This is a genomic window from Marinobacter sp. es.042 (assembly GCF_900188315.1).
Lineage (GTDB): Bacteria > Pseudomonadota > Gammaproteobacteria > Pseudomonadales > Oleiphilaceae > Marinobacter.
The window spans coordinates 2,014,183-2,040,420 of record NZ_LT897781.1; the positions used below are offsets into that span (position 1 = coordinate 2,014,183).

The following is a 26,238-nucleotide window of genomic DNA, read 5'->3' on the forward strand; positions in this document are numbered from 1 at the left end:
TGAGCCACTCCTGCTCCTGCCATGGGCGTATAACTCCGCCATTCCATTTCTAACTTCTCAACCCTATCAGATAGTTACCGTCATTTCTCACGTGATTTTTGGAGTTTTGCGAACGCGTTCGTATAACTCCAATATCTGGCGCCCCCCTGCACTACCCTCGCACCCACATACCTGAGATACTCATCTACACCCCACCCAACAGGATGTACCGGTCGTCCCCATGCACCGGGCGGTGGACAGGGTTGCTCCCCACTCGATAAGCGGAGCACAGGGAAACACACTGACAGGAGGTCACTCCCATGAAACGCATTGCTGTCTGCTTTGATGGCACCTGGAACCGCCCGGAGGAAATCCTGGGTGAGGACTTTCCTACCAACGTTCTGAAATTTGCCCGTGCCATCCGGCCTACCGACGGTAACGGGGTGGAACAGGTGGTGTTCTATGACTGGGGCATTGGCTCCTACCACGATTCACTTCGAGCCGGCGCCACCGGGTACGGGCTGGAGAAGAACGTGATGGACGGCTACCGGTTTCTGGTGCACAACTACGAGCCCGGCGACGAGATTTTCCTGTTCGGGTTCAGCCGCGGTGCCTACACGGCCCGCAGCCTCTGCGGGATGATCAATAATTGCAGCATTCTGCGAAAAGAACACGGCAGCCGGATCGAGGAGGCCTTCAAGCTCTACAAAACCAAGAAACACAAGGCCAACGGCGACCACTCCATGGCCTGGAAGGCGAAGTATTCGCTGGAGCAGCGCACGCCCATCCGGTTTGTCGGGGTGTGGGATACCGTGGGCGCCCTGGGCCTGCCGTTTACTTTTTTCGGCCTGATCAAGGATCGGGACCTGTTCTACGATTGCAAGATCGGCAGCAACATTCGCGTCGCCCGCCACGCCCTCTCGCTGGACGAGCATCGGGAGGATTTCGAACCCACGCTCTGGGAGCCCCGAGACGGCACCGATCTGGCTCAGGTGTGGTTTGCCGGGGTGCACTCGGACGTCGGCGGAGGTTACGAGCCAGACAAGCAGGGTCGCACACTGGCGGATATCCCCCTGCTGTGGTTGAAAGAAGAAGCGCAAAAACACGCCCTGGTGTTCAACGATTCCCTGCCCGCCGAAACCCACGCCGACGCCGATCAGCACAATGAATACAAGGGCAAATACAAGCTGCTGGGCAAGCTGGTGCGCGAGATACCCCCGCCCGAGACCAACCGCACATGGGTGCATCCCAGCGTGAAAGAGCGCTATGCCGGCGGCTACCGCAGCGAACCGATCGAGCAGTACAACAAGCTCCACGGCCAATGGCCACCGCTCTGGCCGAGATAAGCCCGCGCGTTATCGGCCTGGTTTTTGATAGACTCCGCAGCCACAGAGTGCCGTTCGATCTTGCCGGGCGGTTGTTCACCAATGAGGGCTGTAAGTTGTGAAGAGCTGGATTTTTCTGGGCGTTGCCATCGTAGCGGAAGTGATTGCCACCACCGGCCTGAAAGCCAGTGAAGGGTTTACGAGATTGTGGCCCAGCCTGCTGGTGATTGCCGGCTATACAATTGCCTTTTACTTCCTCTCGCTGACCCTGAAGGAAATTCCCGTGGGCGTGGCTTATGCCATCTGGGCGGGAATGGGCGTTGTGCTGGTGGCACTTATCGGCTGGCTGATTTACGGGCAGGCTCTGGATGCCGCCACTGTGATTGGTATGGTCCTGATCATCACCGGTGTTGCAGTGATCAATCTGTTTTCCAAGTCAGTCGCTCATTAACCAGGCTATAAAACCGGAGCCCCCATGCATCTCCCTTTCTGGCTGACTACTGCCCTGCTCTTTCCGGTACTGCTCTACCAGGGCAAGCAGGCGCGCCGAAAAACGCCCAGGCTGCCGGAGGCCGTGGGCGCTCCGTGCGGCCAATATGGTGAAGGCGAACCCGCGAGGCGAGTCCTGGTGATTGGCGAATCCACGGCGGCCGGCGTGGGTGTTGAAACCCATGATCAGGGCCTGGCCAGCCAATTGGCAAGGGAGATTCACGAGCGCACGGGCCAGACCATTGCCTGGCACACCTTCGGGGTCAACGGCATTCGGCTTGGGGCGTTGATTCACAAGCTGGAAACCGCCGAGTTGCCAGAGGCAGATGTGGTGCTGTTGAGCATGGGAGTGAACGACACCACGGGCTTCACGCCCCGCTTTCGTTTCCGCCGGCAGTTGCGGGCTTTGCGTCGGTTGCTGGCGCCGAGATATTCAGGGCCTATTCTGCTTCTGAGCGTGCCGCCGATGCATCTGTTCACGGCACTGCCTTCGCCGCTCCGGCACGTGATGGGGTGGCGGGCCCGGCAGCTGGATAACCTCTATATCCGTCTGGCGCGCCAGTTTCCTGAAGACTTCCGTTACGTGAACTACCCGGTGGTCACCGATCCTGAGCTTCTGGCCAGGGATGGCTATCACCCCGGCCAGAAGGGTTATCGGTATATTGCCGAGGCACTGGCATACAGGGTCAGCCCCACCAATCGGACAGGCTAACCCTTCCTTCCCGCCTCAGGGCGCCAGCTTGCGTTTCAGTGCCTTGGACACCGACAGGGGCAGACTGGGCAGTGAGCGCAGCATCCACGGCAGTATCCGGCGTTTTACCCCGCTCAAGGATTCCGGGATCACGGCTTCAATGAGATGGGGGCCCGGCATTCTCTGGGCGTATTCCAGGGCTTTTGCCATTTCCTCAGCGGTGTGCACCCGCACGCCGTGAACGCCCATGCCGTTGGCCATTTCCGCGAAGTTGATCACCGGGCCCCGCAGGTCCAGCTGGGATTTGGCTTTCTCTCCGGCTTCTTCGGCACCGACCCGCTCCAGTTCGATATTGAGCACGGAGTAGGAGGCGTTGTTGAAAATAATGGAGGTGACGTTCAGTTGCTCCCGCGCCATGGTCCACAGAGCCTGGATGGTGTACATGGCGGTGCCATCGCCGATCAGGGCGATAACCGGCCGGTCCGGACAGGCCACGGCGGCACCCACGGCATTGGGCAGGCCCTGGCCGATGGCGCCACCGGTGAGGGTGATCATGTCGTGGCGGGGCCCGCCGGCGGTCATCACTGAGAGCATCAGGCTGGAGGTGATGCCCTCATCGACGATGATGGCGTTCTCGGGCATTAGTTCGCCCACCGCTTTGCAGACTTTCTCGGCAGTCAGCTTGCCCCGTGGCCGGCCCGGTCGCTTCTCGGGCTGGAGCTTCGGCTGCGCCTGGCTGGCACCAAAGGCGTCATTGAGTTTGTTGAGGCTGGCCAGAATATCCTGGTCCGGGGCCGCCAGGGTGTGTACCTGGCAGGTATCCGGCACCAGGTAGCTCTTCTTGCCGGGATAGGCGAAGAAGGAAACCGGCGCCTTCGAATCCACCAGAATCAGTTGCTCTATATCGGTCAGCTGCACCGTGGCGAGCTCCGCCAGGTAGGCGATTCGTTCGATGTAAGGCAGGCCGGCACCCCGCTCCATGCGGGTGGGGAAGGTTTCCGCCAGCAGGGTGACGCCGCTGTGGGCGGCCAGTTTGGCGGCCGCCAGCATGCTGGGCTCTCGCAGGGAGTGGCCGCCCATCAACAGGGCGGTTTTCTTGCCGGAGCGGATGGCCTTGGCAATGGCCTCTACCGTGGCATCGTCTGCCGGCTCCGGTGTCGGCGGTGCCATGGGCGAGCTGGGCACACCGCCCTCGCCCCAGGACACATCGGCCGGCAGTATCAATGTGGCTACCTGCCCGGGCGCTGTGCGGGCAGCCGCGATGGCTTCGGCGGCATCCTGGCAGAGGGTTTCCGTGCTCTTGGCGGTGCGCACAAAACCCGGGGACACGTTGCGGGCTACGGTCTCGATATCCGACTGCAACTGGGCATCGTATTTCACGTGGTAGGTGGCGTGGTCGCCCACAATGTTCAGCACCGGCACCTTGCCCTTGCGGGCGTTGTGCAGGTTGGCCAGGCCGTTGCCCAGCCCGCAGCCCAGGTGCAACAGCGTGGCGGCAGGTTTGTCGGCCATGCGGGCATAGCCGTCGGCGGCGCCGGTGGCGACCCCTTCGAACAGGGCAAGCACCGCCCGCATTTTGGGCTCGTCATCCAGGGCGGCTACAAAATGCATCTCGCTGGTGCCGGGGTTGCTGAAGCAGACCTCAACGCCGGCATCCACCAGGGTTTTCATCAGGGCTTGAGCGCCGTTTGTCATTGTTGTTCTCCAAGCTTTCCGGGTTCGGGGTTTTGGTTATGTGTTTTGCCCACAGGATTCAGCCTCCGGCCACGATGGCGCGCACCGCCGCCCGGGCTGTCATGATGCAGCCGGGCAGGAAGGTGCCTTCCAGGGAACGTTTGCCGTTCGCGCCGCCGCCACCAAAGCCTGCCGCCTCGCCGACACAATAGAGGCCTTCAACCGGCTGCCCGTGGGCGCCCAGGACACGGCTCTGCAGGTCGGTTTGCAGGCCACCCAGACTTTTTCGGGTAATCAGTTGCATGCGAATGGCGATAAAAGGGCCAGCACCGGATTTCTGCAGCGGGGCCGGATTGCAGGTGCGCAGGCGGTCCGGCTTCCATTCCCGGGCATGCTGGATCATCCGGATCTGAGAGTCGTCGTGGAGGCTGGTGCCTGCCATGAAGTTGGCATCAAAGGCATCCGCGGTGGCCTTGAGTGTTGCCGGGTTGATGTCGTTGGAACAGGTCAGCGCGTTCATCTTGCCGGCCAGATCCGTCAGGCTGTCCGCCACCAGGAAATCCCGGCTTTCATGCTGCATCTGCCGAATCAGGGCGTGGTTGCCCAGCAACAGCTCTTTCACAAACTGGGGGAACTGTTTATCCCGGATGCGGGCATTATGCTCGGCCCCCGAGATGGCAAATTCCTTGGCGGCGATGCGCCAGTTGAGCAGGTGCCAGGTCCAGGGCTTTTCCTGTTCGGCCACGCGCTGGCACAGCCAGTGGGTATCGAAGCCGGTAACCAGGGGTTCCGGGCCAATACGCTCACCCCGATGGTTCAGCCACAGGGCGGATTTGCAGGGTATGGTGGACAGGCCGTGGCCGGGAAAGTGGGGGTACGGATGTGGGAAGCCGGCCGCGTAATTCCACATTTCGCCGGCGTGGGTAATCCGGCCTCCGAGGGTGTCGGCCACCCAGTGATGCATGCGGCCATCGGCATAGGGGTGGGCACCGTTCAACATGCGGGTGGGCTGTGGGCGATCCACCGGCCAGTTCGCGCGGCATTCCTTGTGGCTGCCGTTAATGCCACCAGTGGCCAGAACCACGGCCGACGCCGCGAAGCGGACTTCCTCACCCGTGGCCTCGTTGATGGCCAGGGCGCCGCTGACCTTTCCCGCTTCGTGGTCCAGTTCGGTAATGCGATGCTGGTGCAGCAGCGTGAGCTTGCCACTGGTGTTCTCCCGGTGCAGCGCCGTCATCAGGCAGCGGACCAGTTCCCGGGCGGTGCCCCACACCACATGGTACCGGGGCAAACGATTTCCATCGCCGAAACGGCCGCGCTCAACCCAGTTCACGGCGGGCAGGAACTTGATGCCTTCGTTGCTGAGCCAGTCGTAGACCTCGGAGCGCGAATGCTCCACGTAGTAACGGGCCCATTGCAGGGGCAATTCATCGTCGGGGGCCAGCTCGCCAAAGCTGAGCCAGTCTTCCAGGGCAATCTCCGGTGTGTCGGCAATCTTCATGCGTTTCTGCAGTGGCGTACCCACCAACATCATGCCGCCAAAGGCCCACAGCGCCAGGCCACCCATCCGTTCTTCCGTGTCCCGGTCTGCCAGGGTTACGGACTTGCCGGCGCGCAAGCCTTCCAGAGCGGCGACAATACCGGCCAGCCCGCCGCCGACCACCAGAATGTCTGAGGAAATCACCTTGGCCATATCGCATCCGACCCGATTGCAATGAGTTGTCAGGTTTAAAGATATACCGGTACCATGGCTTTAAAATTGACTTCAGAGGCCAACAAAATTGACGTTAGAGGCCACGGTTTCCATTGGCTGGGTTAACACCGTAATCGGTGCTGCCGAGAGGCTGTCTTTAAACGCCAACCAACTGCTGGCAGAAGCCGGCATTCCGGAAGCCGCCTGCGAGCTGGAACGCTGGCCGATCGACGATATTACCCGGCTCTGGCACGCCGCCGAACGCTGCACCGGCGACCCGGGCTTTGGTTTGAAGGTGGGAGCGGAGTTCTCCCCGATGAGCATCAGTGGCGTGGGGTTTGCGCTGCAATCTGCGGCCACCCTGCGGGAGGCCATCGTGATGGTGCAGCGTTTCCAGCGGCTGATCTCCGATGGTGGGCGTTTCCAGATTGTTGCCGGCAACACAGCCACCTGGCTGGTCTACCACCCCAGACAAGGGCAGCTGGCCTTCAGCCCGCACCAGATAGAAGCGGTGCTGGCCTCAGTGGTGGGGTTCGGAAGCTGGGTTACCGGCACCCGGGTGCAACCATCCCGGGTGCAGTTCAGCCAGCCCCGGTTAGGGCCGTTGGCCGGTTACCAGACTGTATTCAATTGCCCGGTGGAGTTCGAGCAGGCGTTCAGCGGTGTTCAGATCGACAATGCCGTTCTGGACCAGCCCCTGCCCCAGGCGGACCCCCAGCTTGCCCAGGTGCACGAACGCTACACCAATGCCCGCCTCGCCGCCCTCTCCATCAACAGTGCCTCAGTGCCGGAAATACGCAGATGGCTCACCGCTCGCATCGGACCGGTTCTGCCCCGCCGGGCAGACGCAGCCGAAGCCCTGGGCATCAGCGAACGCAGCCTGGCCCGGCGGCTCCGGGAACGGGGCCAGACCTTTGATGGGCTGGTTGACGACGTACGCCGTGAAAAAGCCCTGCAGGCGGTCGCCGACTCCAGCGCTTCCCTACCTGAAATCGCCGAAGCGCTGGGGTTTGCCGAGGTAAGTACGTTTTACAGGGCTTTCCGACGCTGGACGGGCATGCCACCGGTGCGGTGGCGCAAGCAGCAGGTTTTGGTATGACAACTGACTAACCTGCCGCACCAGCTAACCGACTTTGAGCAAATTGGGGTTGAGCAGCGACCAGGCATCAAACGGTAATTTCAGGACGGTAAGCTGCTGTTATCGACCCTTACCGCAACATAATTGTAGCCAGCGCTACTGTGCACGCTTGCTCGCGTACATGGCCGCGTCGGCCTTGCTGAACAACAGCCGGGCGGTTTCACCATCCTCCGGATACACGGCCGAACCGATACTGCAGCAAACGCGAACCGTTTTGCCACCGATGGCAACCGGCAAGCTCAAAATTTCGCGAATCTTGGCTATGGCATTCGCAACTGACTCACGCCCATGAACATCGGTGAGCAGAACAGTAAACTCATCACCGCCCATCCGCGCAACGGTATCTGTCCCACGGGTGCAGTCCCTGAGCCTCTGGGCCATCTCGATCAACAGTTCATCGCCGGCTTCATGACCCAGCGTATCGTTAATCTGCTTGAAGTCATTCACATCGAGGTACAGCAGCGCCAGCCGCCCCTCATTCCGGCTGGCTGATCGCAACGCGGTCTCCAGGCGATCGTAGAACAGGGAACGATTGGTTAACCCGGTAAGCCCGTCGTGATGCGCCAGGAATCGGAGGTTTTCTTCCGAACGCTTTCGCTCCACAACCGTCGCAACCTGGGTTGCCACGAACTCCAGAAGCGACTTGTCGGCCTCATCAAAAGACACGGCCGCCGTACTACGCTCAATTACCAGGACGCCCATGGTGGACTCGTGAAAAACCAGAGGCACCCCCAGCCAGTTGGCAACCTCCGAGCCGGTTTTAGGGTGCATCCCCAAGCCAGGATGCGCCGGATTCCGCACTGCCATAGACGATTTTCGGGTGTGGATGACGTCTTCAAGAGCCGATCCCGGGGCCACCTGCCAGTCGATCCAACTGGTCTTCGTGCGCCAGTCGGGTAAGCTGAGCCGACCGGAGTGCGACTGATTGAAGCCCAGGTAGAGGTCGGACTCGGGGAAAAGCTCACCAATAATTGAGTGGACACCGTCGCACAAACCGCGGAGCGTCTCTGCCTCATGGGCTGCTTCGGAGATCCGGTAGAGCGCGTTGCGGGTCTGGTCGCCCCGTCGCAATGCGGTGACATCCCGAGCCACCGCAATCCGGAGACGGTCTTCCTCAGACCAGCGAGCCGACCACAGGATATGCACGGCATGACCATCCCTGTGCAGGTAGCGATTTTCGAAGTCCGTGTGGGTGTGCCCACTCATTACCCTGCGCGCAGCAGCCAGCGTGCGCTCCTGGTCTTCCGGGTGAAGGTAGTTCAGCAGTGGCGTTCCGATCATTTCCGAAGGCGAGTAACCGAGCAACCGCTGGCACGCTTCGCTGACAAAAACGATCTGGCCAGACTCGTCCACCACGAAGATCGTGTCGAGTATGAGATTGACCAGCTTGGGATAGAGAGGGCTGAAATCTATGGTCACATCCCGTCTCCCTTTACGCCCAGGCGGTCCAGATAGAGATGAAGGTCCGCCTCGCTCATGTCCACATATTCCAGCACCCTGCCATACAGCATGGCGGTCGGGACATTGCGGCCCTTCAGCTCTTTCTGGGTTTCATGCAGGACGTAAAGAATGATTCTTTCAGTGCGCGTAAGGCCGTCTCTGGCGTCAGGGATCACTTCAAGGAGAGTGCGGGAGTAGTCTGAACCGGCCATGATGTACCTGGTATGGAGCAATGGACCAGCACATAGTAGCAGGCTGGCAGCGAAGCCCCCAGTGGGGGTCGCTGCCTTTTACCGCCAAATCAGATCTGTTTATAGACCACTTCAGACAGCCGACTGCGATTACCATCGGTGTCCAGGGTACGGATTGCGAAGTACCAGGTGCCTTCAGTCAGCTCATCTACCAACAGTTCGTCGACGGAGGCGTCACCAATGGCCAGGCTCTGGTCGAGGTTTTCAGCGCTGGTTCCGTAGACTACCTCGAAGCCTGCGATTTCGCCCATGGCCAGGCTTTCGCCATTTTCGCGGGTCAGCGGCGCGGTCCAGCTCAGCAGTGCTGTGTTTGCAGGAGCGGTTTCCTCAGGCGTCGTCTCGGTGACGGGCTCGCTGGTTTCAGTGTCTGTTCCTGTGTCCGCTACGGTTTCGTCGGTAGTTGTATCAGTCGTTGTATCGGGCTCAGTTGTACCCGCAACCTGCTCGTCGGTTGAACCTGTTGAGGTATCGGTCGAGGTATCGGTGCTGGTATCGGTTGAGATGTCAGTGGTGTTACCGGAACCGGCAACATCGGTATCACTTTCTTCGTTAACATCGGCAATGGTTTTGAAGCGCTGTACATTGCGGTGTTCAACAACGGCCAATCTCTGGCTAATGACGCTTGAGTCCACTGCGTTCTGGAGCTCGGAAGATTGCAATGCGGCGGCGCTAACCAGATCCGCCAGTGCCACGTTGGTTCCATCGCCCATAACGCTGATCTGGCCGTTGGCACTCACCTGCGAACTGACATCAGCCAACACATCAGAAATCGAATCCCATTGGGCGTTATCGTTGACCAGTGCCAGGAACGCCGCGTTGGCAATCGCCACCTGAATGGCGTCAGCGGATACGCCGGTCATCTCATCCAGATTGGTGAGATCCGGCGGTGTCAGACGCAGGGCGCCAGCCGGAAGGCCGAACCAGGTTTCGACTGTGGTGTAGGCATTGGAAATGGCAACGGGTGAAAGACCGTCACCACTGCGCTCCGCCAGGGTTACAGCCAAGTGGGTCAGTGGCGTGAGGTTTACGGTTTCCATGCGCAGGTCGCCAGCACCACGTAAGCTGAAATGACTATCAAGGGGCATGCTCTGTCCAAACGCCACAGCCGCGCCGCCAGCCTGATCGCACTGGGGAACAACGTCGCAGATCATGCGGGTACCACCATCAGCGGTGAGCTCAACCAGCGCCCAGCCCTCGGCCTTGCCGCGGAGCTGCCACTCGTAACTTCCATCGTCTGCCGTCAACACCGGTTTCGCTGCCTGGCGTTGGGGCGCGTAAATGCCGTCCTTGTCCGCAATCAGGCGGTTGGCAACAACCAGCCCCTGCTGGATGACGCCCTTGACCGCTGCGCCGGCAATCTGGACCGTCGGCTCGGCAGTGACCGAGGACTGTGTGGCAGTGTCTTCGTCACCTGAAATGTCCAGACCGCAGCCCGAAAGCATAACAACCGCAGGTAAAATCAGCAGTCCTTGCTTCGTTAGTTTTTTGCCGCAATGTGACATTGTTTCGCACCAATTATTTGACGAATTTGAGCGAATCTTACAGCGGCAGTTTTCGGTTATATGCGGCCCAGTTCCGGAATTTTCGGCGGGATTACGTCAGAAAATTGGCGTTTACGGAGGGATACACGTTGTGATGGAAGGTTACAGGCCTAGGCCTGGATTGCGGAACGTAACACGCTGTTTTACTGTGCCTTTCGGCACGGCACTCAAAGCCCTTCTCTAAGCCTTGCATGATCAGCACGGTGCCTGATTACAAATTTAAACGTGAGTAAAACGAGATTGGCTTCACAATTTTTCCGAGGTCGCTCCCTCACTACGGAAATTCACTGGCTTCCATGCTTTGCTGCAGCCAAGAGTTCAATACGTCACGTCGAGGCCTCCGGGCCCGGCTGCCCTTTGCCCGATTAAAAGCCGGGCCTTTCACACAAAGGAGCCAAGCTTCATGAAAATACTCGCAAGTCTGACCGTGATTCTAGCCACCTACAGCCTGGGCGGTTGGGCCGATCAGGTCGATTTCAATAAACGCAATGCCCACATCTTTTGCGCCTCCCACCTGGCTGTCATCAGCGAATCAGCGGACCAAGGTTCCCAGGAATACCAAGCGTTACGCTATCTTTCGGGTATGCACCGCAAAGAAGCTAAGGCGATGGGTGCGACCCGAAAGCATTTTTCCGATGTCATCCGTTACTTGGAAAACGTGCGGGACAGCGACAAAACCAAGTGGCAAAGCCTTTCTACCCGCAGCCAGGAAGTCTGTCTTAATGACTGATTCGAACCGACCGTAAGGGCTGCAGGGACGCCTGCCCTCTCTGACCTCACAGGGCACCTGGAAAGGCAGAAACCAGGTAGTCAACCAGAGCACTGACTTTGGGTGTGACGAACTTGCGGGTGGGATAGACGGCGTATACGCCAAGCTCAGTGGAACGGTACGCCGGCATCAGCTCCACCAGCCGCCCGGCGTCGAGATCTTTATGCACCAAAAAGCCGGGCTGGAGAACAATGCCCTGGTCGGCCAGGGCAGCACCGCAGCAAGTTTCACCGTTGTTGGCGTACATCCACGGACGCACCCGCACACTTGTGGCGCCTTCCGGGCCTTCAAAAGGCCAGTCATTGCCGGTAGTAAAGTTGCTATAACCGATGATCCGGTGGCTGGCGAGGTCTTCCGGTTTAGCTGGGGAGCCATGGGTGGCGATGTAATCCGGAGAGGCGCAAGCAATGAGCCGGGTAGAGGTGATCCGTCGGCTGACCAGCGTGGAACTTTGCAGTGTGGCAATGCGGATGGCCATATCAAAGCCTTCCTCGACAATGTCCACCAGCCGGTCTGATAGATCGATCGACAGCTCCACATCCGGATAGCGGGCGTGGAACTCTCCCCACAAAGGCGCCAGATGGCTGATCCCGAAGCTGACCGGCGCGTTCACCCTGAGCGTGCCCCGTGCGACATCATGGTGGTGCGGAATTCTTTGGTGGCCTGGCTCTGATCATCGGCCTGCTGGTTCGCCCTGCCAGCGCGGTACTGGCATTCGCCATGCTGATCGCTATTTTCAGCGTTCATATCGGCAACGGCCTGTTCATGAGCAACAATGGGTACGAGTTTGGCCTGGCTTTGCTCGCCGTATCCGTATCCCTCGTATTCAGCGGCGCAGGCCGCGCGTCCATTGATCGCGCGATTGCGGCCAGATAACACCACCGCAACCCGGAGGAGCAATCATGAGTCTGTTTGTTTCCCACGGCGCTCCCACCTTCGCACTGGAGCCGGGCCTGGCTGGCCCGGCCCTGACCGAGTTGGGCAAGCGCCTGACCAGACCCGAGGCCGTGCTGGTAGTTTCACCCCACTGGATGACGCCGGAAATCCGGGTAGGCGTTTCCGGAACACCCGAGACTATTCACGATTTTCGCGGTTTTCCAGCTGAGCTCTATGACCTCGATTATCCGGCAGCCGGCCACCCGGAACTAGCGCGAACCACTCTGGCATTGCTGGAGGCAGGGGGCTGGATCACGGCGCTTGGGCCCCAATGATGCACCTTTTTCCCGATCACTCGGTTCCGGTATTCCAGGTTTCGATGCCAACGGATCTTGACCCTGAGTCAACCTGGCAGCTGGGCCAGACCCTGCAGCCACTCGAGCATGAGGGTGTGCTTATTGTCGGATCAGGCAGCCTTACCCACAATCTGTACGACGTTCGTTGGGGTGACCCGAACGCATCCGGGTATGCGAGGGAATTCACGGATTGGGTCCGTGCCAAAGTGCAGGACGGCGACCATCAGCAACTGATAGCAGCGTTGGAGGAGGCTCCCCATGCCACGCGGGCGCACCCAACAACCGAGCATTTTCTGCCTTTGCTGGTGGCTGCCGGTGCAGCCGGGGAGCAGCAACCCGGCGTGCTGATTGATGGCGGGATCGAACACGGTGTTCTGGCCATGGATGCCTTTGTTTTCCGGCATTCGGCCTGAACTATCAGCGGACTATGCCGCCGGTTGGCGGCGATCCCGAACAGACTGGATCCACTTGTAAAACACCGGCACCAGCAATGTACCCAGAACGGTGGCGGCAACCATGCCACTGAGAACCGTGATACCGAGGCTAACCCGGCTTGCCGCACCAGCGCCGCTGGCAAAGACCAGCGGTAGCACACCAAGCACGAAAGACAGGGCTGTCATCAATACCGCCCGGAAGCGAAGGACAGCGGCTTTCTGTGCCGCCTCCGCGGTGGACATGCCCGATTGGCGCAACTGCATGGCGAACTCCACAATAAGAATGGCGGTTTTTGTGGAAAGCCCAATCAACAGAACCAGACCTACCTGGGCATAGATGTTGTTCGCCAGCCCTACCAGCCAGAGCCCGGCCATAGCTCCGGCAAGAGCCAACGGCACGGCGCCAAGCACCGCCACCGGGAGGGTCCAGCTTTCGTATTGAGCCACCAGGAACAGGTACACAAACACCAGGGCCAGCAGGAAGATCACTCCAGCCAGGTTACCCGCCTGAATCTCTTGCAGGCTCTGCCCGGCCCAACTGAATTCATACCCCTGGGGCAGGCTCTGTGACAGCTCTTCCATGGTCGCAATAGCGTCGCCACTGGCAAAGCCTGGTGCCGCCTCCCCGGAGATGGTTACCGAGCGCTTCAGGTTAAAATGCTGGATGCTTGAGGGCCCGAGCACGGGTTTGAGCGAGGCCAGCGTGGTCAGCGGCACCATGTCGCCATCCCGGTTGCGGACAAAGTAATGGGAGAGGTCTTCGGGGCGCTGTCGGAACTCGCCTTCGGCCTGCAGAAGCACACGGTAGTTCTTGCCGAAACGGGTAAAGTCGTTCACGTAAAGCGAGCCAAGCTGGGTCTGCAGGGTAGAGAAGATATCGGAGAGCTCAATACCCAGAGCCTTGGCCTTGTTCCTCTCGACTTCCAGCAGGTACTGCGGAATGTTCGCGCGGTAGGTGCTGTATACCCGGGAAAGCGCTTCACTCTGGTTGGCCTCGTAGATGAGGCCATTCATAACCTGCGCCAGCTCCGAGACGTCCCTGCCCTGATTATCCTGAAGGCGGAAGTCGAAGCCGGATGAGGTTCCCAGCCCGGGGATCGGAGGCGGATTGAAGACCATCACCTGTGCCTCGGGGATTGTCCAGAGCCTGGAATACAGTCTGGGAATGACCGCCCCCAGACCCAGACTGGCATCTTCCCTTTCTTCCCAGTCTTTCAACATCACAATGCCAAGGCCATTGTTTGAGGATGCGCCACCCAGCAGCGAGAAGCCGGATACCGTAATGAAGTCCGTTACTGCCGGGTCTTCCAGAACCATGTCCGTCACTTTGGTTAGCACGGCTTCCGTGCGCTCCAGGGAAGCAGCATCGGGCAACTGCACATCCACGAACAGGAAGCCCTGATCTTCCGGCGGGACGAACGCCGAGGGCACTGATTTGAACAGGCCGGCACCGGCAACCAGAATCACCACCAGGGCAACGCCAACGAGCGCCCCTTTGCGCAGGAGCTGCACAACCAGCTTTGAATAGCCACTGGTGGTTCGCGTGATCGCCACTTCGAAAGGCCGGAGCCAGCCAATGGCCTTGTCCCCGCTCCTGCCAAGCAGCGCAACACACAGGGCCGGGCTCAGTGTGAGCGCATTGATTGAGGAAATGATCACGGCCACCGAAATGGTGACCGAAAACTGCTGGTACAGCTTGCCGGTTATTCCGGGCATGAACGCAACAGGCACGAACACCGCCAGCAATACCAGTGTGGTGGCAATTACCGGCCCTGTGACTTCCGCCATCGCCTTGGTGACCGCCTCACGAATGGGCAGCTTCTCTTCCGCAAGGATGCGCTCCACATTCTCGATAACCACAATGGCGTCATCCACCACGATGCCAATCGCCAGCACCAGCCCGAACAGCGTGATGGTGTTGATGGAATAGCCAAGCACTGACATAACCGCAAAGGTCCCGATCAGGGAGACCGGGATGGCAATACTCGGAATCAGCGTGGCACGCCAGTTCTGCAGGAACAGGAACACCACCAGGATCACCAGGCCGACGGCCTGGAACAGGGTAACGATGACTTCACTGATGGAGCGGCTAATGAATTCGGTGGTGTCGTACAGGACGGTGTAATTCACGCCCGCCGGAAAACTGCCTGAGGCCTCTTCGACCAGGGCCTTTACCCGCTCCGCGACCTCCAGCGCATTGGCATCGGGCAGTTGGTATATCACCAGGAATGCGGTGTCCTGGTTATTCAGTTTCGCGGTGGAGGTATAGGAACGGGAACCCAGCTCGATACGCCCCACATCCCTCAGGCGCACAAATCCGCCATCGGGCCTTGAGCGGAGAATGGTCTGGGCGAACTCGTCGGGATCTGACAGGCGTTCCCGGGTCTGGATACTATAGACAAACTGCTGGCCCGCAGGCACGGGCGGCTGGCCGAGTTTGCCGGCCGCGACAATCTGGTTCTGCTCCCGGAGCGCAGCGGCAACCTCCGCAACGGTCACATCCAGCGAGGCCATCCGGCGGGGATCCAGCCAGACTCGCATGCTGTAGTCTTTCGCGCCCATCACTTCCGCCGACCCTACCCCTGGCACCCGACCAAGGGCTTCGACAAGGTTATTGGAGGCGTAGTTGCTGAGGAAGACGCCGTCGAGATCCGGTCGCTCGGAGGTCAGGTTGATACCCATCAGCATGTTGCCAGCCTGCTTGCTGACCACCACGCCCTGTCGCCGGACTTCATCGGGCAAAAACGGTTCCGCCAGGGCAACGCGGTTCTGGACGTTTACCTGGGCAATGTCTGTATCGGTGCCGCTCTCAAACGTCAGGGTGATTTTGGCCGTGCCATCGCTGGACGCCGTGGATTCGATATAGATCATGCCCTCCACGCCGTTCAGCTGCTGCTCTACCGGCCGGATAACCGCCTCCTCCACCACCTGGGAACTGGCGCCGGGAAGCGAGGCGTTCACCTGGATCTGGGGCGGGGCCATGTCCGGATACATGTTGACCGGCAGAATGCGTAACGCCAGCAGCCCGGCCAAGGTGATCAGGATGGAAATAACAAACGCAAACTTCGGTCGATGAATAAAAACCCGGCTGATCATTGGCCAGCCCCACCCATCTGGATGAGCGCTCCGGTTTGCTGATCAATCTGTTTTTCAACGGGACTGACCGTAACCCCGGGCCGCACTTTCTGCAGGCCCTCGACAATCACCCGGTCACCGGCTTCGAGCCCTGAATTGACGACCAGCAGCGCGCCTTCCCGGGAGCCGGTCTGGATAAAATGCTGGGCAACCTGATTCTGGTCATCAACCACCAGAACAAACTTACCTTCAATGGTTTCCTGAACCGCCACTTGAGGAACGAGCACCTGCGGTTCTCCGGACTGCCCCTCAACCCGGAGCGTTACGTAGAGGCCCGGCACGAGCACCGCGTCGGGATTGGGAAAGACCGCTCGCATCGCAACGGTGCCGGTGCTGGCGTCCGTCTGCACGTCGGCGAAATCCAGCACACCAGCCTGCTCATAGCGTTCGCCGTCTGGCAGGGTAAGATAAAGCCCCAGGGATCTGGATAGCGCTTGAGCAGATTCCGCTCCCCGGCGGCGGAAGTTGATAAAGTCAGCCTCGTTGATCTGGAATTCGACGTAGACAGGGTCGGTCACCTGGACAGACGTTATGGCCCCGGAAGTAGGACCGACCACTGCCCCTACGTCATAGTTCAGGCGGCCGATCCAGCCATCAAAGGGTGCTCGTATTTCAGCGTACTCGAGGTTACTTCCTGCCTTCTGGACGGCCGCCTGGGCAGCCTGAAGGCGGCTTTCAGCTGCGCTGAAGCGGTCTTTGAGTTTGTCCAGGTCCGCAGCAGACAGGAAGCCTTTCTCGGACACTTCTTCCCCTCGTTTGAGATTTCGGCTCGCAGAATCCACCTCGGCGCGGGCCGCAGCCAGTTCTGCATCAGCCTGTTGGAGATCAGCGCTTGCGCGAGTGTCCTCAAGCCGGATCAGGAGTTCGCCCTGGCTGACTTTTGCGCCCTCGGTAAAAAGAATTTCCCGGATTTCCGCTTCTATGCGCGGCGTGATATCCGCTTTGGCGGAAGCGGCCGTTCTGGCAACAAACTCCCTGGAAGGCCGGATTTCACTGGCCTCAAGTACCACCACGGAAACGGCGACGGGATTGGTTTGCTTTGGCTCCTGAGGCTCAGAACAGCCTGCCAGGATGATTGCGCCCCATACCATCAGCAGGAGAGCTGCGTCTTTTTTCAATCCTGCTGTCCATATTGCACAAAACGGCATTATTTCATCTCCTTGAATGGATACTCTCTGGTTGGAATAGCAAACGCCCGCAATAAGATTAGACAAAGCTTCTCAGGCAGGCCACAGAAGGCTCTGTTTTTCTCAAAACGGATAAAAACAGGTGTTATCTTATCCCCTTTCCGTCGAACACGAGACGACCTCAAAACTTTGCTATATTTGGTCTAGATAACGCTGGAACAGGGTAAAACCGTTCCATTTATGGATGCCCTATCAATGGACCCGCCGATGACACTGCCGATTTACCTCCGCGCCTTACTGACGACTCTCTTTGCTGCTCTGTTTCTTGCCGGTTGCGCCTCAGGGCCGGAGGTAAAAAGTATCAGCAAGGCTCCGGATGTTTCGGATGCACCCAGAAATCTTCTGGTGCTGGCAATCAGTGCGAAGGAAAACAACAGGACGCAGATGGAATCCGCACTTGTTTCCCGGCTGCGCAACGAGGGATTCCAGGCTGAACCATACGGCCCGGCGCCCTCCTTGCCCTGGGAAGATTCAGACGCCCTGAGGGAGAGAGTAAAAGAGCGCCTGCAGACACAAACTGCCGATGGTGTTTTAACTGTCTCTCTTGTCAGGAAAAACCGCCAGATTGAATATGTGCCCAATCAGGTTGTCTTTAATCCGGTAACAACAAATATCGGCGCTCTTGCTTCGGTGACCTATATGGAAACCATGACAATTCCGGACCGTTACGAGGAATTGACGGAATACATCCTGAGAACAACACTGTTCGATACGGACTCTGGCAAGGCGATCTGGCAAATGTTTTCCAGCACCGTTGATCCCAAATCACTCGAACAGGCGACCCGGGAATTTGCCCGCGTAGCTGTGCGAGAGCTTCAAAAATCTTTCACTGAATGAGCCAACACATGACAATCTGCAAGACCGTGAATTTTACTGCCGTAATGTTGGGATTGTCCCTGACTGGGTGTTCTTTCCAGAACACGCTGTCGCTGGGCGTTGATGATCCCTGCGTCTCGCTGAAAGGAATCGTTGCCGACTATCCTTCCGGATTCGAGCAATACCGTGGCAGCTCAAACGGTTTCAGATCCGTGACTGTCTACAATGCCAAAGAACAGATAATCCGCGGACACTGCGAAGTCTGGAGCTGGGCCAATAACGACAGCGCCTACGTCTGCTCCGGCAATACTCCCAACGATGAGGTGGCGACCACCAGATACAACACGGCCGTAAACTGGATGGGACAGTGCCTGGGTGATAGCTGGTCAAGCACGGAAGGGGAAAGAACGAGGGATGGGATGAATGCTGGGATGGTGACCCGGTTTAGCTTGGCTGAGGCTGGGAAACCGAATGTATCGGTTCACAAGGTGGCCTTCCGCGGCGATTCAGCGGTTTATGTGTATGTGGGTACACCCAGTCGTTTGGCGGAGTTTTAACCAGAGAAACCCTGCCAGTTGAACAACAAAAAGGGCCACACTGAGAGGTGGCCCTTTTTGTTTTCCGGGCTAAAGCAGGCTTCAACCCAGGTTCTTTTTCACAAACTTCTGGATCTCACCCACGATTCCGCTGCGGAAAGCCAAAACCGTAATCACGAAGATCACGCCTAGAATCGGGTCTACCCAGTCACGAAGTGCACCTTGAGACAGCTGGTACTCGATATTGACAACGAAGGTGGCGCCAACCACCGGGCCCAGCAGTGTTCCCATGCCGCCAACCAGGGTCATCAGTATCACCTCGCCCGACATGTGCCAGTGGGCATCGTAAAGGGAGGCCAACTGGAAGACTACGGACTTCATGGAACCGGCAAGCCCCGCCAGCGCCGCTGAAATCACGAAGGCCAGTACCTTGTAGCGATCCACGTTGTAGCCAAGGGAGACCGCCCGCGGCTCATTCTGCTTGATCGCCTTCAATACCTGTCCAAATGGACTATTAACGATCCGTTGGACCAGGAGATAGCAGGCAATGAACACCACCAGAACGAAATAATACATGTTGAAGTTATTCGCCAGGTCGATAAAACCCAAGAGCTCACCGCGGGGGATGCCGTGCATCCCATCCTCGCCGCCGGTGAACTCAGACTGGACGAAGAAGAAATACACAAGCTGGGCAAGCGCAAGGGTGACCATCGCGAAATAGATACCCTGGCGACGAATCGACAGCAACGCAAAGCCAGTACCAAGCACTGTGGCCGCCAGCGTGCCGGCGATGATGCCCATCTCCGTGCTGAGCCCGCTGTAATTACTGAGCAGATAACCGGTGGTATAGCCGCCTGTTGCGAGAAACGCCGCGTGCCCGAATGACAGCAGGCCGGTAAACCCGAACAGCAGGTTGAAGGCCACCGCGAATAGCGCGAAGCACAGGATCTTCATCAGGAAGACCGGGTAAATCACAAAGGGTGCGGCCAGTAGAATGAGCAAAAGCACGCCGTTCAGAATCAGTTTCTTGCGGTCCTGCGCAGCTTGTTCCTGAACAATAGCTTTGTGAATGTCGGCAGAATTGACTGGCTTATTCATGTTTACGCCTCCTTACCGAACAAGCCACTGGGCCGGAACATCAGTACCAGAACCATGACCAGGAAAATGACCGCCGAAGACGCCGGCGGGTAGAAAGTTTTGGTGAGCCCTTCAATGACGCCCATGAGGATACCTGTGATAATCGCTCCGCCGATGGAGCCCATACCGCCGATAACCACAACTGCAAACACCGTAATCAGGGTTGCCGAACCCATGACCGGCGTCACCGAGTAGATCGGAGCGGCCAGTACACCGGCGAACGCCGCCAGTGCCACACCAAATCCATAAGTCAGGCTGATTAGCAGAGGGACGTTAATACCAAAGCCCTGCATCAGCTGTGAATCCTCGGTGCCGGCCCGCAGGTAAGCGCCCAGCTTGGTTTTCTCGATCACGAACCAGGTTGCAAAGCAGACGACCAGTGCCGCTACGATGACCCAGGCCCGATAGTACGGCATGAACATGAAACCGAGGTTGACGCCGCCTCTGAACATCTCGGGCATGGTGTAACGAAGTCCGGAAACCCCGAACCAGTTCACCAAAACACCTGAGATGATAAGAGCAACACCAAAGGTCAGAAGCAGGCTGTAGATGTGATCCTGCCCGGCAATACGGCGCAGCAGGAAATATTCGATGGCGACACCGAAAGCACCAACCAGAAGTGGCGCCAGCAATAAGGCGACCCAGTAATTCACGCCCAGATAGTCGAACATCAGGACGGTGGTCATGGCGCCAAGCATATACATGGCGCCATGGGCGAAGTTGATGATCTTCAGCAAACCGAAGATGACCGCGAGCCCAAGGCTCAAAAGGGCGTAGAAGGCGCCGTTGATTATTCCGATCAGGAGCTGGCCGGAGAGCACAGCTAAAGGGACGCCGAAAATCATGGACATTGGGCTAACTCCAGAAGCAGCACAGGGATTGTTTTTTGGCTTTATTCTTTTCCGTTTTCATGGGTTCGCCCTGCCCTGTTGCAGGACGAACCCATAACGGTCGCTTTTAGTTATTGACCAGCTTGCACTTGCTCTCGGAGAGCGGACGGTAGGACTCTTCGGCCGGGATGGTCCGCAGAATCTTGTACAAATCCCACTCGTTCTTGGACTCGGCCGGGGTCTTCACTTCCGCCAGGTACATATCGTGCACCATGCGGCCGTCAACGCGGATCCTGCCGTTCTTGGCGAACATGTCGTTGATGGGGGTGTCCATCATCTGCTTGCGCACGGTCTGGGCATCGTCAGAACCGGTTGCTTCGATGGCTTTCAGGTACTGCATGGCGCTGGAGTAGATACCGGCGTGTACCATAGTCGGACGAACGCCGGTTTCTTCCATGAAGCGATCAGACCACTCACGGGTCTCGTCGTTCATATCCCAGTACCAACCGGTAGTCAGCTGAATACCCTGGGCAGTTTGGGCACCGAGCGCATGAACGTCGGTCAGGAACAGCAGGAGTGCCGCCAGAGTCTGGCCAGACTGGGTTACACCGAACTCACTGGCAGTGGTGATGGCGTTGGTTGTGTCAGCGCCGGCGTTTGCCAGACCGATCACGTCAGCACCGGATGCCTGGGCCTGAAGAATGAAGGATGAGAAGTCCTGGGTCGGGAACGGGTGCCGTACCGTACCAACAATTTCACCGCCGTTAGCTTCGACAACGCGAGTCACATCGCCTTCCAGTGCATGACCAAACGCGTAGTCCGCAGTCAGCATGTACCAGGTCTTGCCGCCTTCTTGGACTACCGCACTGGCAGTACCGTTGGCCAGCGGATAGGTATCGTAAACATAGTGGATATGGTTAGCGGTGCAGTGTTCGTTGGTGATGCTGGAAGCCGCTGAACCGGAGATGATACCGAGGCGATCGTTCTCTTCCAGAATCTTGCTCACGGCGATGGAAACAGAGGAGGCAACCATACCGGCCACCATGTCAACGTCCTCGTTTTCCACCCAGCGACGGACGGTGCTGGAAGAGGTATCGGGGCTGTTACGGTCATCGGCACTGACCACTTCAATCTTGGCGCCGTTTACCTGGCCGCCGAAATCGGCAATCGCCATTTCCAAGGCTTTCAGCCCGTTTGGTCCTGCCAGGTCACGGTAGGTGCCGGACATGTCCGCCAGATAACCGATCTTGACGGTATCGTTCGAAATGGCCGCCTGGGCTCCGCCTGCCATCATGGCTGATGCAACGGCTGATGTCAGAAGCTTTTTCATCATTGTCATTGTTGTATCTCCGCTACTGTCTTGCGTTGGTTCGGGTTGTTGTTACTTTTCTTGCTCTCGTCCTATCCGGGATCAGACCCCCAAATAGCCATCCAGCACCGACTGTTTTGCACTCAGTTCGTTGGCGCTGACTTCTTCCACAATCTGACCGTGCTCAACAACGTAATGACGGTCGGCTAACGGTGCTGCGAAGTGGAAATTCTGTTCAACCAGGACAATGGTCAGGCCCTTGTTTTTCAGGGCGATCAGGACCTCCCCCAGCTTTTCTACAATAACCGGTGCCAGGCCCTCGGTGATCTCGTCCAGCAACAGCATATTGGCGCCGGTGCGCAGAATACGCGCCATGGCCAACATCTGCTGCTCGCCACCGGACAGCTTGCTGCCCTGGCTGAAACGGCGTTCATAGAGGTTGGGGAACATGTTGTAGATTTCTTCCAGACTCATGCCGCCGCTACGCACGATCGGCGGTAGTGTCAGGTTCTCCTGGACACTCAGTGAGGAAAAAATGCCCCGATGTTCGGGGCAATACCCGACACCCAACCTGGCAATATGATGAGGCGCACAGGACATGGTTTCCTCACCGTTAATCATGATGGAGCCCGTTCGCCGGCCAACCATGTTCATAATGGCTTTGAGCGTTGTGCTGCGGCCTGCGCCATTGCGGCCCAACAAAGTCACCAGCTCTCCGCGGTTAACCACCATGTCGATGCCGTGGAGGATGTGCGATTCGCCATAGAAGGCGTGCAATCCGGAGAGACGAAGCTGTTCGTACTCACGCTCTGTATTCTTGCTCATTGCGCTGCCTCCGCCTGATCGTTTTTGGCGATGGGGCCGCGCTCTCCGCTGCCATCACTCCCCATATAGACCTCGCGAACCCGTGGATCGCCGGAAACCGTCGCGTAATCGCCTTCGGTCAGAACAGCGCCCTGAGCCAGCACGGTGATGCGATCACAAAGTTTGCTGACTACGCTGAGGTTGTGCTCAACCATCAGGACAGTTCGTCCCTCGGCAGCCTTGCGTACCAGTTCCACAACGCGATCAACGTCTTCCGAACCCATGCCCTGGGTTGGCTCGTCCAGCAACAAAAGTTGGGGCTCCATGGCAAGCGTGGTGGCCAGTTCCAGCGCCCGTTTACGCCCGTAAGCCAACTCAACCGTGGTGGTGTTGGCGAACTCGGCCAGCCCAACTGCATCCAGAAGTTCCATGCAGCGCTCGTTGAGTTTGTGCAGGGAGTTTCCCGATTTCCAGAAACTGAAGGAGGTGCCCTCAAACGTCTGCAAGGCAACCCGGATGTTCTCCAGCGCGGTCATGTGTGGGAATACGGCTGAGATCTGAAACGAGCGAACAATGCCTTGGCGGGCAATGGCGGCAGACTTCATAGTGGTGATGTCCTGATCCTTGAACAGGATCTGGCCGCGAGTCGGGATCAGGAATTTGGTGAGCAGATTGAAGACCGTGGTCTTGCCGGCACCGTTGGGACCGATCAGGGCGTGAATGTGGCCTTTCTGGACCTTAAGGTTCACGTCGTCGACCGCAACAAAGCCCTTGAATTCTTTGACAAGGTTACGGGTCTCCAGAACAAACTGTTCACTCATGAGCCAATCTACCTTTGTTATTTTTGTGCGTTTTATCTAATCACCAGATTAGATTGACGTATACGTAAACGTCAACACTTAATTGCAGTTTTTAGGTAAACTCTCGCTACGCAAAAAGTCGTATAGAAGGTCTACTAGCTGGTCCTGCTTTTCCAGGTGGGGCGAATGCCCGGCATCCTCAAGAAGGAGGCCCTGGGCGTTTGACCCGATGCCAGCAACTATGTCTGTGACCTGCTCTGGCACCCCGTACTCATCGTTCTCCCCCTGAATGATCATAGTCGGACATTCGATTGCCGCCAGCCAGCGACTGAAATCCATCGCTGCCTGAAACGCCTCATCGCGCCAGACTGTCTGCCAGGCGTTGAAAATATCGTCGGTCCGGTTGCCGTGATACCGTGCCAGGCGATCCCGGATATCCGTCTCCCGATAGCGAACGGCCATTTCCTCTATACCGGCAAGAGTGAGGTGATCGGCATAAATGTGCGCTGCCATGGTCATCAGCGCCTTCACACGATCACCCATGGCACCTGCCGCCACGAGGGCGATGGAACCGCCGTCGCTGTGCCCTATCAGCACAACCTCACTGATCTCGAGCTTGTCCAGCAACCGGGGCAACCACTGGTGACCGGCAACTTCAAGGTAATCGTAAGGGCGCGGTAGCTCTTCGTCAGAAGAATGACCGTAGCCCTGGCGATTGTAGATCAGTGCATCGCAGCCGGTGGCTTTCGCCAGTTTTTCCGGAAATTTCCGCCACAGCGCAATACTGCCAAGGGACTCATGTAAAAAGACCAGAACCGGACCTATTGGTTCCTTCTGCTGTATCCGCCTGACTTCCAGCTCGACACCCTCACCCAGCGGCACCATCATGTCTCGAATCTGCATGTCGTTACCGATTCGGGGGGATGGAGTAGGTCATGGTGGAGTGAGCCACGGGCTCTTCGGCACCTTCGGAATATACGAACACTTCGCCCACGCCCATGGTGCGTCCGACTTTCAGCATGGTGGCACGGGCCCAGATAGGCTGATGCGCCACCGGCTTGCGCAGAAAATTAATGTTCAGATTGGTGGTCACCGCCAGGGGAACCAGGCCAATCTTGCTCAACAGCGCCGCATAAAGGGTGACATCCGCCAGCCCCATCATGGCCGGCCCGGAGACGGTGCCCCCGGGCCTGAGATGCGCCTCATCCACTTCCAGTTTCATCTCTGCCCAGCCATCCCCGAGCTTCTGCAGGGTGCCGTAGGCCTCCCCCTGCGGAAACTGCTCGTCAAGGAAGGCCTGCAGCTCTTCGAACGTAATGATCATGCGCCGATTTCTTCCTTGGCCTGATTACGCAGGACAAAACGCTGGATCTTGCCACTGGGGGTCTTGGGCAGCTCGTCAACGAACTCGATCTCCCGCGGGAAGGCGTGGGTAGACAGCCGGCGACGCACCAGTTCCTGAAGTTCGTCTTTCAGGGCCTGCTCGTCTCCGAGGGCATAATCCCCCTTGATCACCACGTAAGCCTTGATGATGGAACCGCGCTTTTCATCCGGCTTGCCAACAACACCTGATTCCGCCACAGCGGCGTGCTCGAGCAGTGTGCTCTCCACGTCTGCCGGGCCCACCCGGTAACCCGCCGTGGTGATGATGTCATCATCCCTGCCACTGAAGGAGAAGTTGCCATTGCCGTGGTTGATGACCATGTCACCGGTGAGGTAGTAGCCGTTAACGAACGGGTCCTTTTCACCCCAGGTGTAACCGTCGAAGTGGAAAAGCGGGGACGCTTTTACGTCAACCGCCAGCTGACCAACTTCACCCTCGCCTACTACCTCATTTTTCTCGTTCAGCGCGACCACCTTGTGGCCAGGAGAGGCATAGCCCATGGAGCCTTCACGAACCGGATGTGCAAGACCATGGAAATTGCAGCAGGTCATGCCAGTCTCGGTCTGGCCGTAATGATCTTTAACCGGGCAGTAGTGACGGTTGCGAATCCAGTTCACTACTTCCGGGTTCAAAGGCTCGCCGGCGCTGCTGGCAACCCGAAGGCCCAGGTTCTCGCCTTCCGGCAGTACGTGATCGTTCGCCTTGAGCAAACGGTAAGCCGTAGGTGCCGCAGCCAGGTTGGTGATCTTGTACTTGCGGATCATGTCGTAGGTGGATTCCGGGGTAAAACCACCCGGGTTGAAATGCGTGGCGTGGCCCATTAGCAGTGGCCCAACTACGGCATAGTAAAGACCGTAGGCCCAACCGGGATCGGCCACGTTCCAGAACCTGTCGCCATCCTGAAGATCAATGGCGTATTTCATGTAAACATAGAACGCCAGCAGCGCTTTGGCCGGTACCGCAACACCCTTGGACTTGCCCACGGTGCCGGAAGTGAACATCTGCAGGAACGGATCGTCGCCCTTGATCATGACAGGCTCAAAATCGCTCGGCTGGGCCGCCAGGGTCTCTTCGAAGTCAGGGATGTCCGCGCCAATCTCACTGGCGTTTACACCCACAACCGGCGGGCAAACCTTAACATCGTTCAGCTTGGGATAGTTCTCCGGGTTAGTTACCACCAGCTTGGTGCTGGCTCGCTCAAACCGGTACTCGATGGCCCCGGAACCAAACGCCGTGAACAGCGGCTGATACACGGCACCAGCACGCAAGGTTCCGGCGATAACGATCAGCAGCTCCGGAGTGCGCGGCAGGAGTGCAGCAACCCGATCGCCCTTTCCGATGCCCTGGGATTTCAGATAATTGGCAAAACGCGCAGAGGCTTCTTTCAGCTCGGCGAAAGTCAGAGTGCCGTCACCGCCATCTTCGGTTTCGTAATAAAGCGCAACCCGACTCGGGTCATCTGCCCACTTGTCGCAGATCTCGTGGCATACATTGAGCCCGCTATCCAGACGTCCATCCAGGATGTCCGCTTCCAGAGCAGCAGGATCGAAGTTGTTGTAAACGTCGGTATATTCCGGAAGGCTCATTCTCAACTCCTGTTGTTTTTATCATTGAAAGCACGGGTCAAGGTTTAGCACAGGCTTC

Annotated in this window: 23 protein-coding genes and 2 pseudogenes; 9 read left to right on the plus strand and 16 right to left on the minus strand. The window is 58.2% G+C overall.

Going from position 1 to position 26,238, the window contains the following annotated elements; all coding sequences use genetic code 11:
- The first annotated feature begins 299 nt into the window (after nt 1–299).
- The 3 genes from CFB02_RS09430 to CFB02_RS09440 all read left to right on the plus strand — a co-directional run bounded on the left by CFB02_RS09430 (nt 300) and on the right by CFB02_RS09440 (nt 2,505).
- Nucleotides 300–1,325, plus strand: a complete 1,026-nt coding sequence (locus CFB02_RS09430; protein WP_088557805.1) for a DUF2235 domain-containing protein — start codon at nt 300–302, stop codon at nt 1,323–1,325.
- Nucleotides 1,326–1,422: 97 nt separating this feature from the next.
- Nucleotides 1,423–1,755 carry an SMR family transporter gene (locus CFB02_RS09435; RefSeq protein WP_088557806.1) on the plus strand — a complete coding sequence of 111 codons (333 nt, stop codon included), beginning with the start codon at nt 1,423–1,425 and terminating at the stop codon, nt 1,753–1,755.
- Between the two features lie 24 nt (nt 1,756–1,779).
- Complete coding sequence (locus tag CFB02_RS09440) at nt 1,780–2,505, plus strand: SGNH/GDSL hydrolase family protein (protein WP_088557807.1); 726 nt, start codon at nt 1,780–1,782, stop codon at nt 2,503–2,505.
- A 15-nt stretch (nt 2,506–2,520) separates the two neighbouring features.
- On the opposite strand, the gene CFB02_RS09445 is transcribed toward CFB02_RS09440, so the two are convergent.
- Both CFB02_RS09445 and CFB02_RS09450 read right to left on the minus strand, forming a co-directional pair.
- A complete protein-coding gene (locus CFB02_RS09445; protein WP_088557808.1) occupies nt 2,521–4,179 on the minus strand; it encodes an acetolactate synthase large subunit in 1,659 nt (552 codons plus the stop codon).
- A gap of 58 nt (nt 4,180–4,237) precedes the next feature.
- Nucleotides 4,238–5,851: an FAD-dependent oxidoreductase gene (locus tag CFB02_RS09450; RefSeq protein ID WP_088557809.1), complete on the minus strand. Its 1,614-nt coding sequence runs from the start codon at nt 5,849–5,851 to the stop codon at nt 4,238–4,240.
- Nucleotides 5,852–5,939: 88 nt separating this feature from the next.
- Between CFB02_RS09450 and CFB02_RS09455 the strand changes: the two genes are divergently transcribed.
- A complete protein-coding gene (locus tag CFB02_RS09455) occupies nt 5,940–6,950 on the plus strand; it encodes an AraC family transcriptional regulator (RefSeq protein WP_088557810.1) in 1,011 nt (336 codons plus the stop codon).
- A 135-nt stretch (nt 6,951–7,085) separates the two neighbouring features.
- Here the strand turns inward: CFB02_RS09455 and CFB02_RS09460 are convergent, their stop codons facing one another.
- The 3 genes from CFB02_RS09460 to CFB02_RS09470 all read right to left on the minus strand — a co-directional run bounded on the left by CFB02_RS09460 (nt 7,086) and on the right by CFB02_RS09470 (nt 10,122).
- Nucleotides 7,086–8,408 carry a bifunctional diguanylate cyclase/phosphodiesterase gene (locus tag CFB02_RS09460; protein ID WP_088557811.1) on the minus strand — a complete coding sequence of 441 codons (1,323 nt, stop codon included), beginning with the start codon at nt 8,406–8,408 and terminating at the stop codon, nt 7,086–7,088.
- A complete protein-coding gene (locus tag CFB02_RS09465; RefSeq protein WP_008175874.1) occupies nt 8,405–8,641 on the minus strand; it encodes a hypothetical protein in 237 nt (78 codons plus the stop codon). Before CFB02_RS09465 ends, CFB02_RS09460 begins: the two co-directional genes overlap by 4 nt.
- An 89-nt stretch (nt 8,642–8,730) precedes the next feature.
- On the minus strand, nt 8,731–10,122 hold the full coding sequence (locus CFB02_RS09470; protein ID WP_227519169.1) for a fibronectin type III domain-containing protein: 1,392 nt from the start codon (nt 10,120–10,122) through the stop codon (nt 8,731–8,733).
- A gap of 502 nt (nt 10,123–10,624) precedes the next feature.
- Between CFB02_RS09470 and CFB02_RS09475 the strand changes: the two genes are divergently transcribed.
- Nucleotides 10,625–10,951: a hypothetical protein gene (locus CFB02_RS09475; protein WP_088557813.1), complete on the plus strand. Its 327-nt coding sequence runs from the start codon at nt 10,625–10,627 to the stop codon at nt 10,949–10,951.
- Between the two features lie 46 nt (nt 10,952–10,997).
- On the opposite strand, the gene CFB02_RS09480 is transcribed toward CFB02_RS09475, so the two are convergent.
- Nucleotides 10,998–11,603, minus strand: coding sequence for a substrate binding domain-containing protein (locus CFB02_RS09480; RefSeq protein ID WP_264753932.1), 606 nt, complete (start codon nt 11,601–11,603; stop codon nt 10,998–11,000).
- Between the two features lie 26 nt (nt 11,604–11,629).
- On the opposite strand from CFB02_RS09480, the pseudogene CFB02_RS09485 reads away from it, so the two are divergent.
- Both CFB02_RS09485 and CFB02_RS09490 read left to right on the plus strand, forming a co-directional pair.
- Nucleotides 11,630–11,866 (plus strand): annotated as a pseudogene (locus CFB02_RS09485) (DoxX family protein); the annotation flags it as partial.
- 155 nt (nt 11,867–12,021) lie between these two features.
- Nucleotides 12,022–12,635: pseudogene (locus CFB02_RS09490) on the plus strand (DODA-type extradiol aromatic ring-opening family dioxygenase).
- Between the two features lie 12 nt (nt 12,636–12,647).
- Here CFB02_RS09490 and CFB02_RS09495 read toward each other — a convergent pair.
- On the minus strand, nt 12,648–15,752 hold the full coding sequence (locus CFB02_RS09495; RefSeq protein WP_088557814.1) for an efflux RND transporter permease subunit: 3,105 nt from the start codon (nt 15,750–15,752) through the stop codon (nt 12,648–12,650).
- Complete coding sequence (locus CFB02_RS09500) at nt 15,749–16,909, minus strand: efflux RND transporter periplasmic adaptor subunit (RefSeq protein ID WP_227519170.1); 1,161 nt, start codon at nt 16,907–16,909, stop codon at nt 15,749–15,751. The genes CFB02_RS09495 and CFB02_RS09500 overlap by 4 nt, the downstream gene beginning before the upstream one ends.
- Nucleotides 16,910–17,185: 276 nt before the next feature.
- Between CFB02_RS09500 and CFB02_RS09505 the strand changes: the two genes are divergently transcribed.
- Complete coding sequence (locus CFB02_RS09505; protein ID WP_157677809.1) at nt 17,186–17,815, plus strand: hypothetical protein; 630 nt, start codon at nt 17,186–17,188, stop codon at nt 17,813–17,815.
- Nucleotides 17,816–17,823: 8 nt separating this feature from the next.
- Complete coding sequence (locus tag CFB02_RS09510) at nt 17,824–18,351, plus strand: hypothetical protein (protein ID WP_088557816.1); 528 nt, start codon at nt 17,824–17,826, stop codon at nt 18,349–18,351.
- 81 nt (nt 18,352–18,432) lie between these two features.
- Here CFB02_RS09510 and CFB02_RS09515 read toward each other — a convergent pair whose 3' ends face one another.
- The 8 genes from CFB02_RS09515 to CFB02_RS09550 form a co-directional block, all read right to left on the minus strand.
- On the minus strand, nt 18,433–19,428 hold the full coding sequence (locus CFB02_RS09515; RefSeq protein ID WP_088557817.1) for a branched-chain amino acid ABC transporter permease: 996 nt from the start codon (nt 19,426–19,428) through the stop codon (nt 18,433–18,435).
- A gap of 2 nt (nt 19,429–19,430) precedes the next feature.
- Nucleotides 19,431–20,318: a branched-chain amino acid ABC transporter permease gene (locus CFB02_RS09520; RefSeq protein ID WP_088557818.1), complete on the minus strand. Its 888-nt coding sequence runs from the start codon at nt 20,316–20,318 to the stop codon at nt 19,431–19,433.
- Between the two features lie 106 nt (nt 20,319–20,424).
- Nucleotides 20,425–21,636 (minus strand): ABC transporter substrate-binding protein, encoded by a 1,212-nt coding sequence (locus CFB02_RS09525; protein WP_088557819.1) that lies wholly within the window; start codon nt 21,634–21,636, stop codon nt 20,425–20,427.
- A gap of 72 nt (nt 21,637–21,708) precedes the next feature.
- A complete protein-coding gene (locus tag CFB02_RS09530) occupies nt 21,709–22,431 on the minus strand; it encodes an ABC transporter ATP-binding protein (protein WP_088557820.1) in 723 nt (240 codons plus the stop codon).
- The gene (locus CFB02_RS09535) at nt 22,428–23,231 is read right to left on the minus strand and encodes an ABC transporter ATP-binding protein (protein WP_088557821.1); all 804 of its coding nucleotides are present in this window, start codon (nt 23,229–23,231) and stop codon (nt 22,428–22,430) included. The genes CFB02_RS09530 and CFB02_RS09535 overlap by 4 nt, the downstream gene beginning before the upstream one ends.
- A 78-nt stretch (nt 23,232–23,309) precedes the next feature.
- Complete coding sequence (locus tag CFB02_RS09540) at nt 23,310–24,113, minus strand: alpha/beta fold hydrolase (RefSeq protein WP_088557822.1); 804 nt, start codon at nt 24,111–24,113, stop codon at nt 23,310–23,312.
- Nucleotides 24,114–24,117: 4 nt separating this feature from the next.
- Complete coding sequence (locus CFB02_RS09545) at nt 24,118–24,534, minus strand: PaaI family thioesterase (RefSeq protein ID WP_008175922.1); 417 nt, start codon at nt 24,532–24,534, stop codon at nt 24,118–24,120.
- Nucleotides 24,531–26,180 (minus strand): AMP-binding protein, encoded by a 1,650-nt coding sequence (locus CFB02_RS09550; protein ID WP_088557823.1) that lies wholly within the window; start codon nt 26,178–26,180, stop codon nt 24,531–24,533. Before CFB02_RS09550 ends, CFB02_RS09545 begins: the two co-directional genes overlap by 4 nt.
- Nucleotides 26,181–26,238 lie beyond the last annotated feature (58 nt).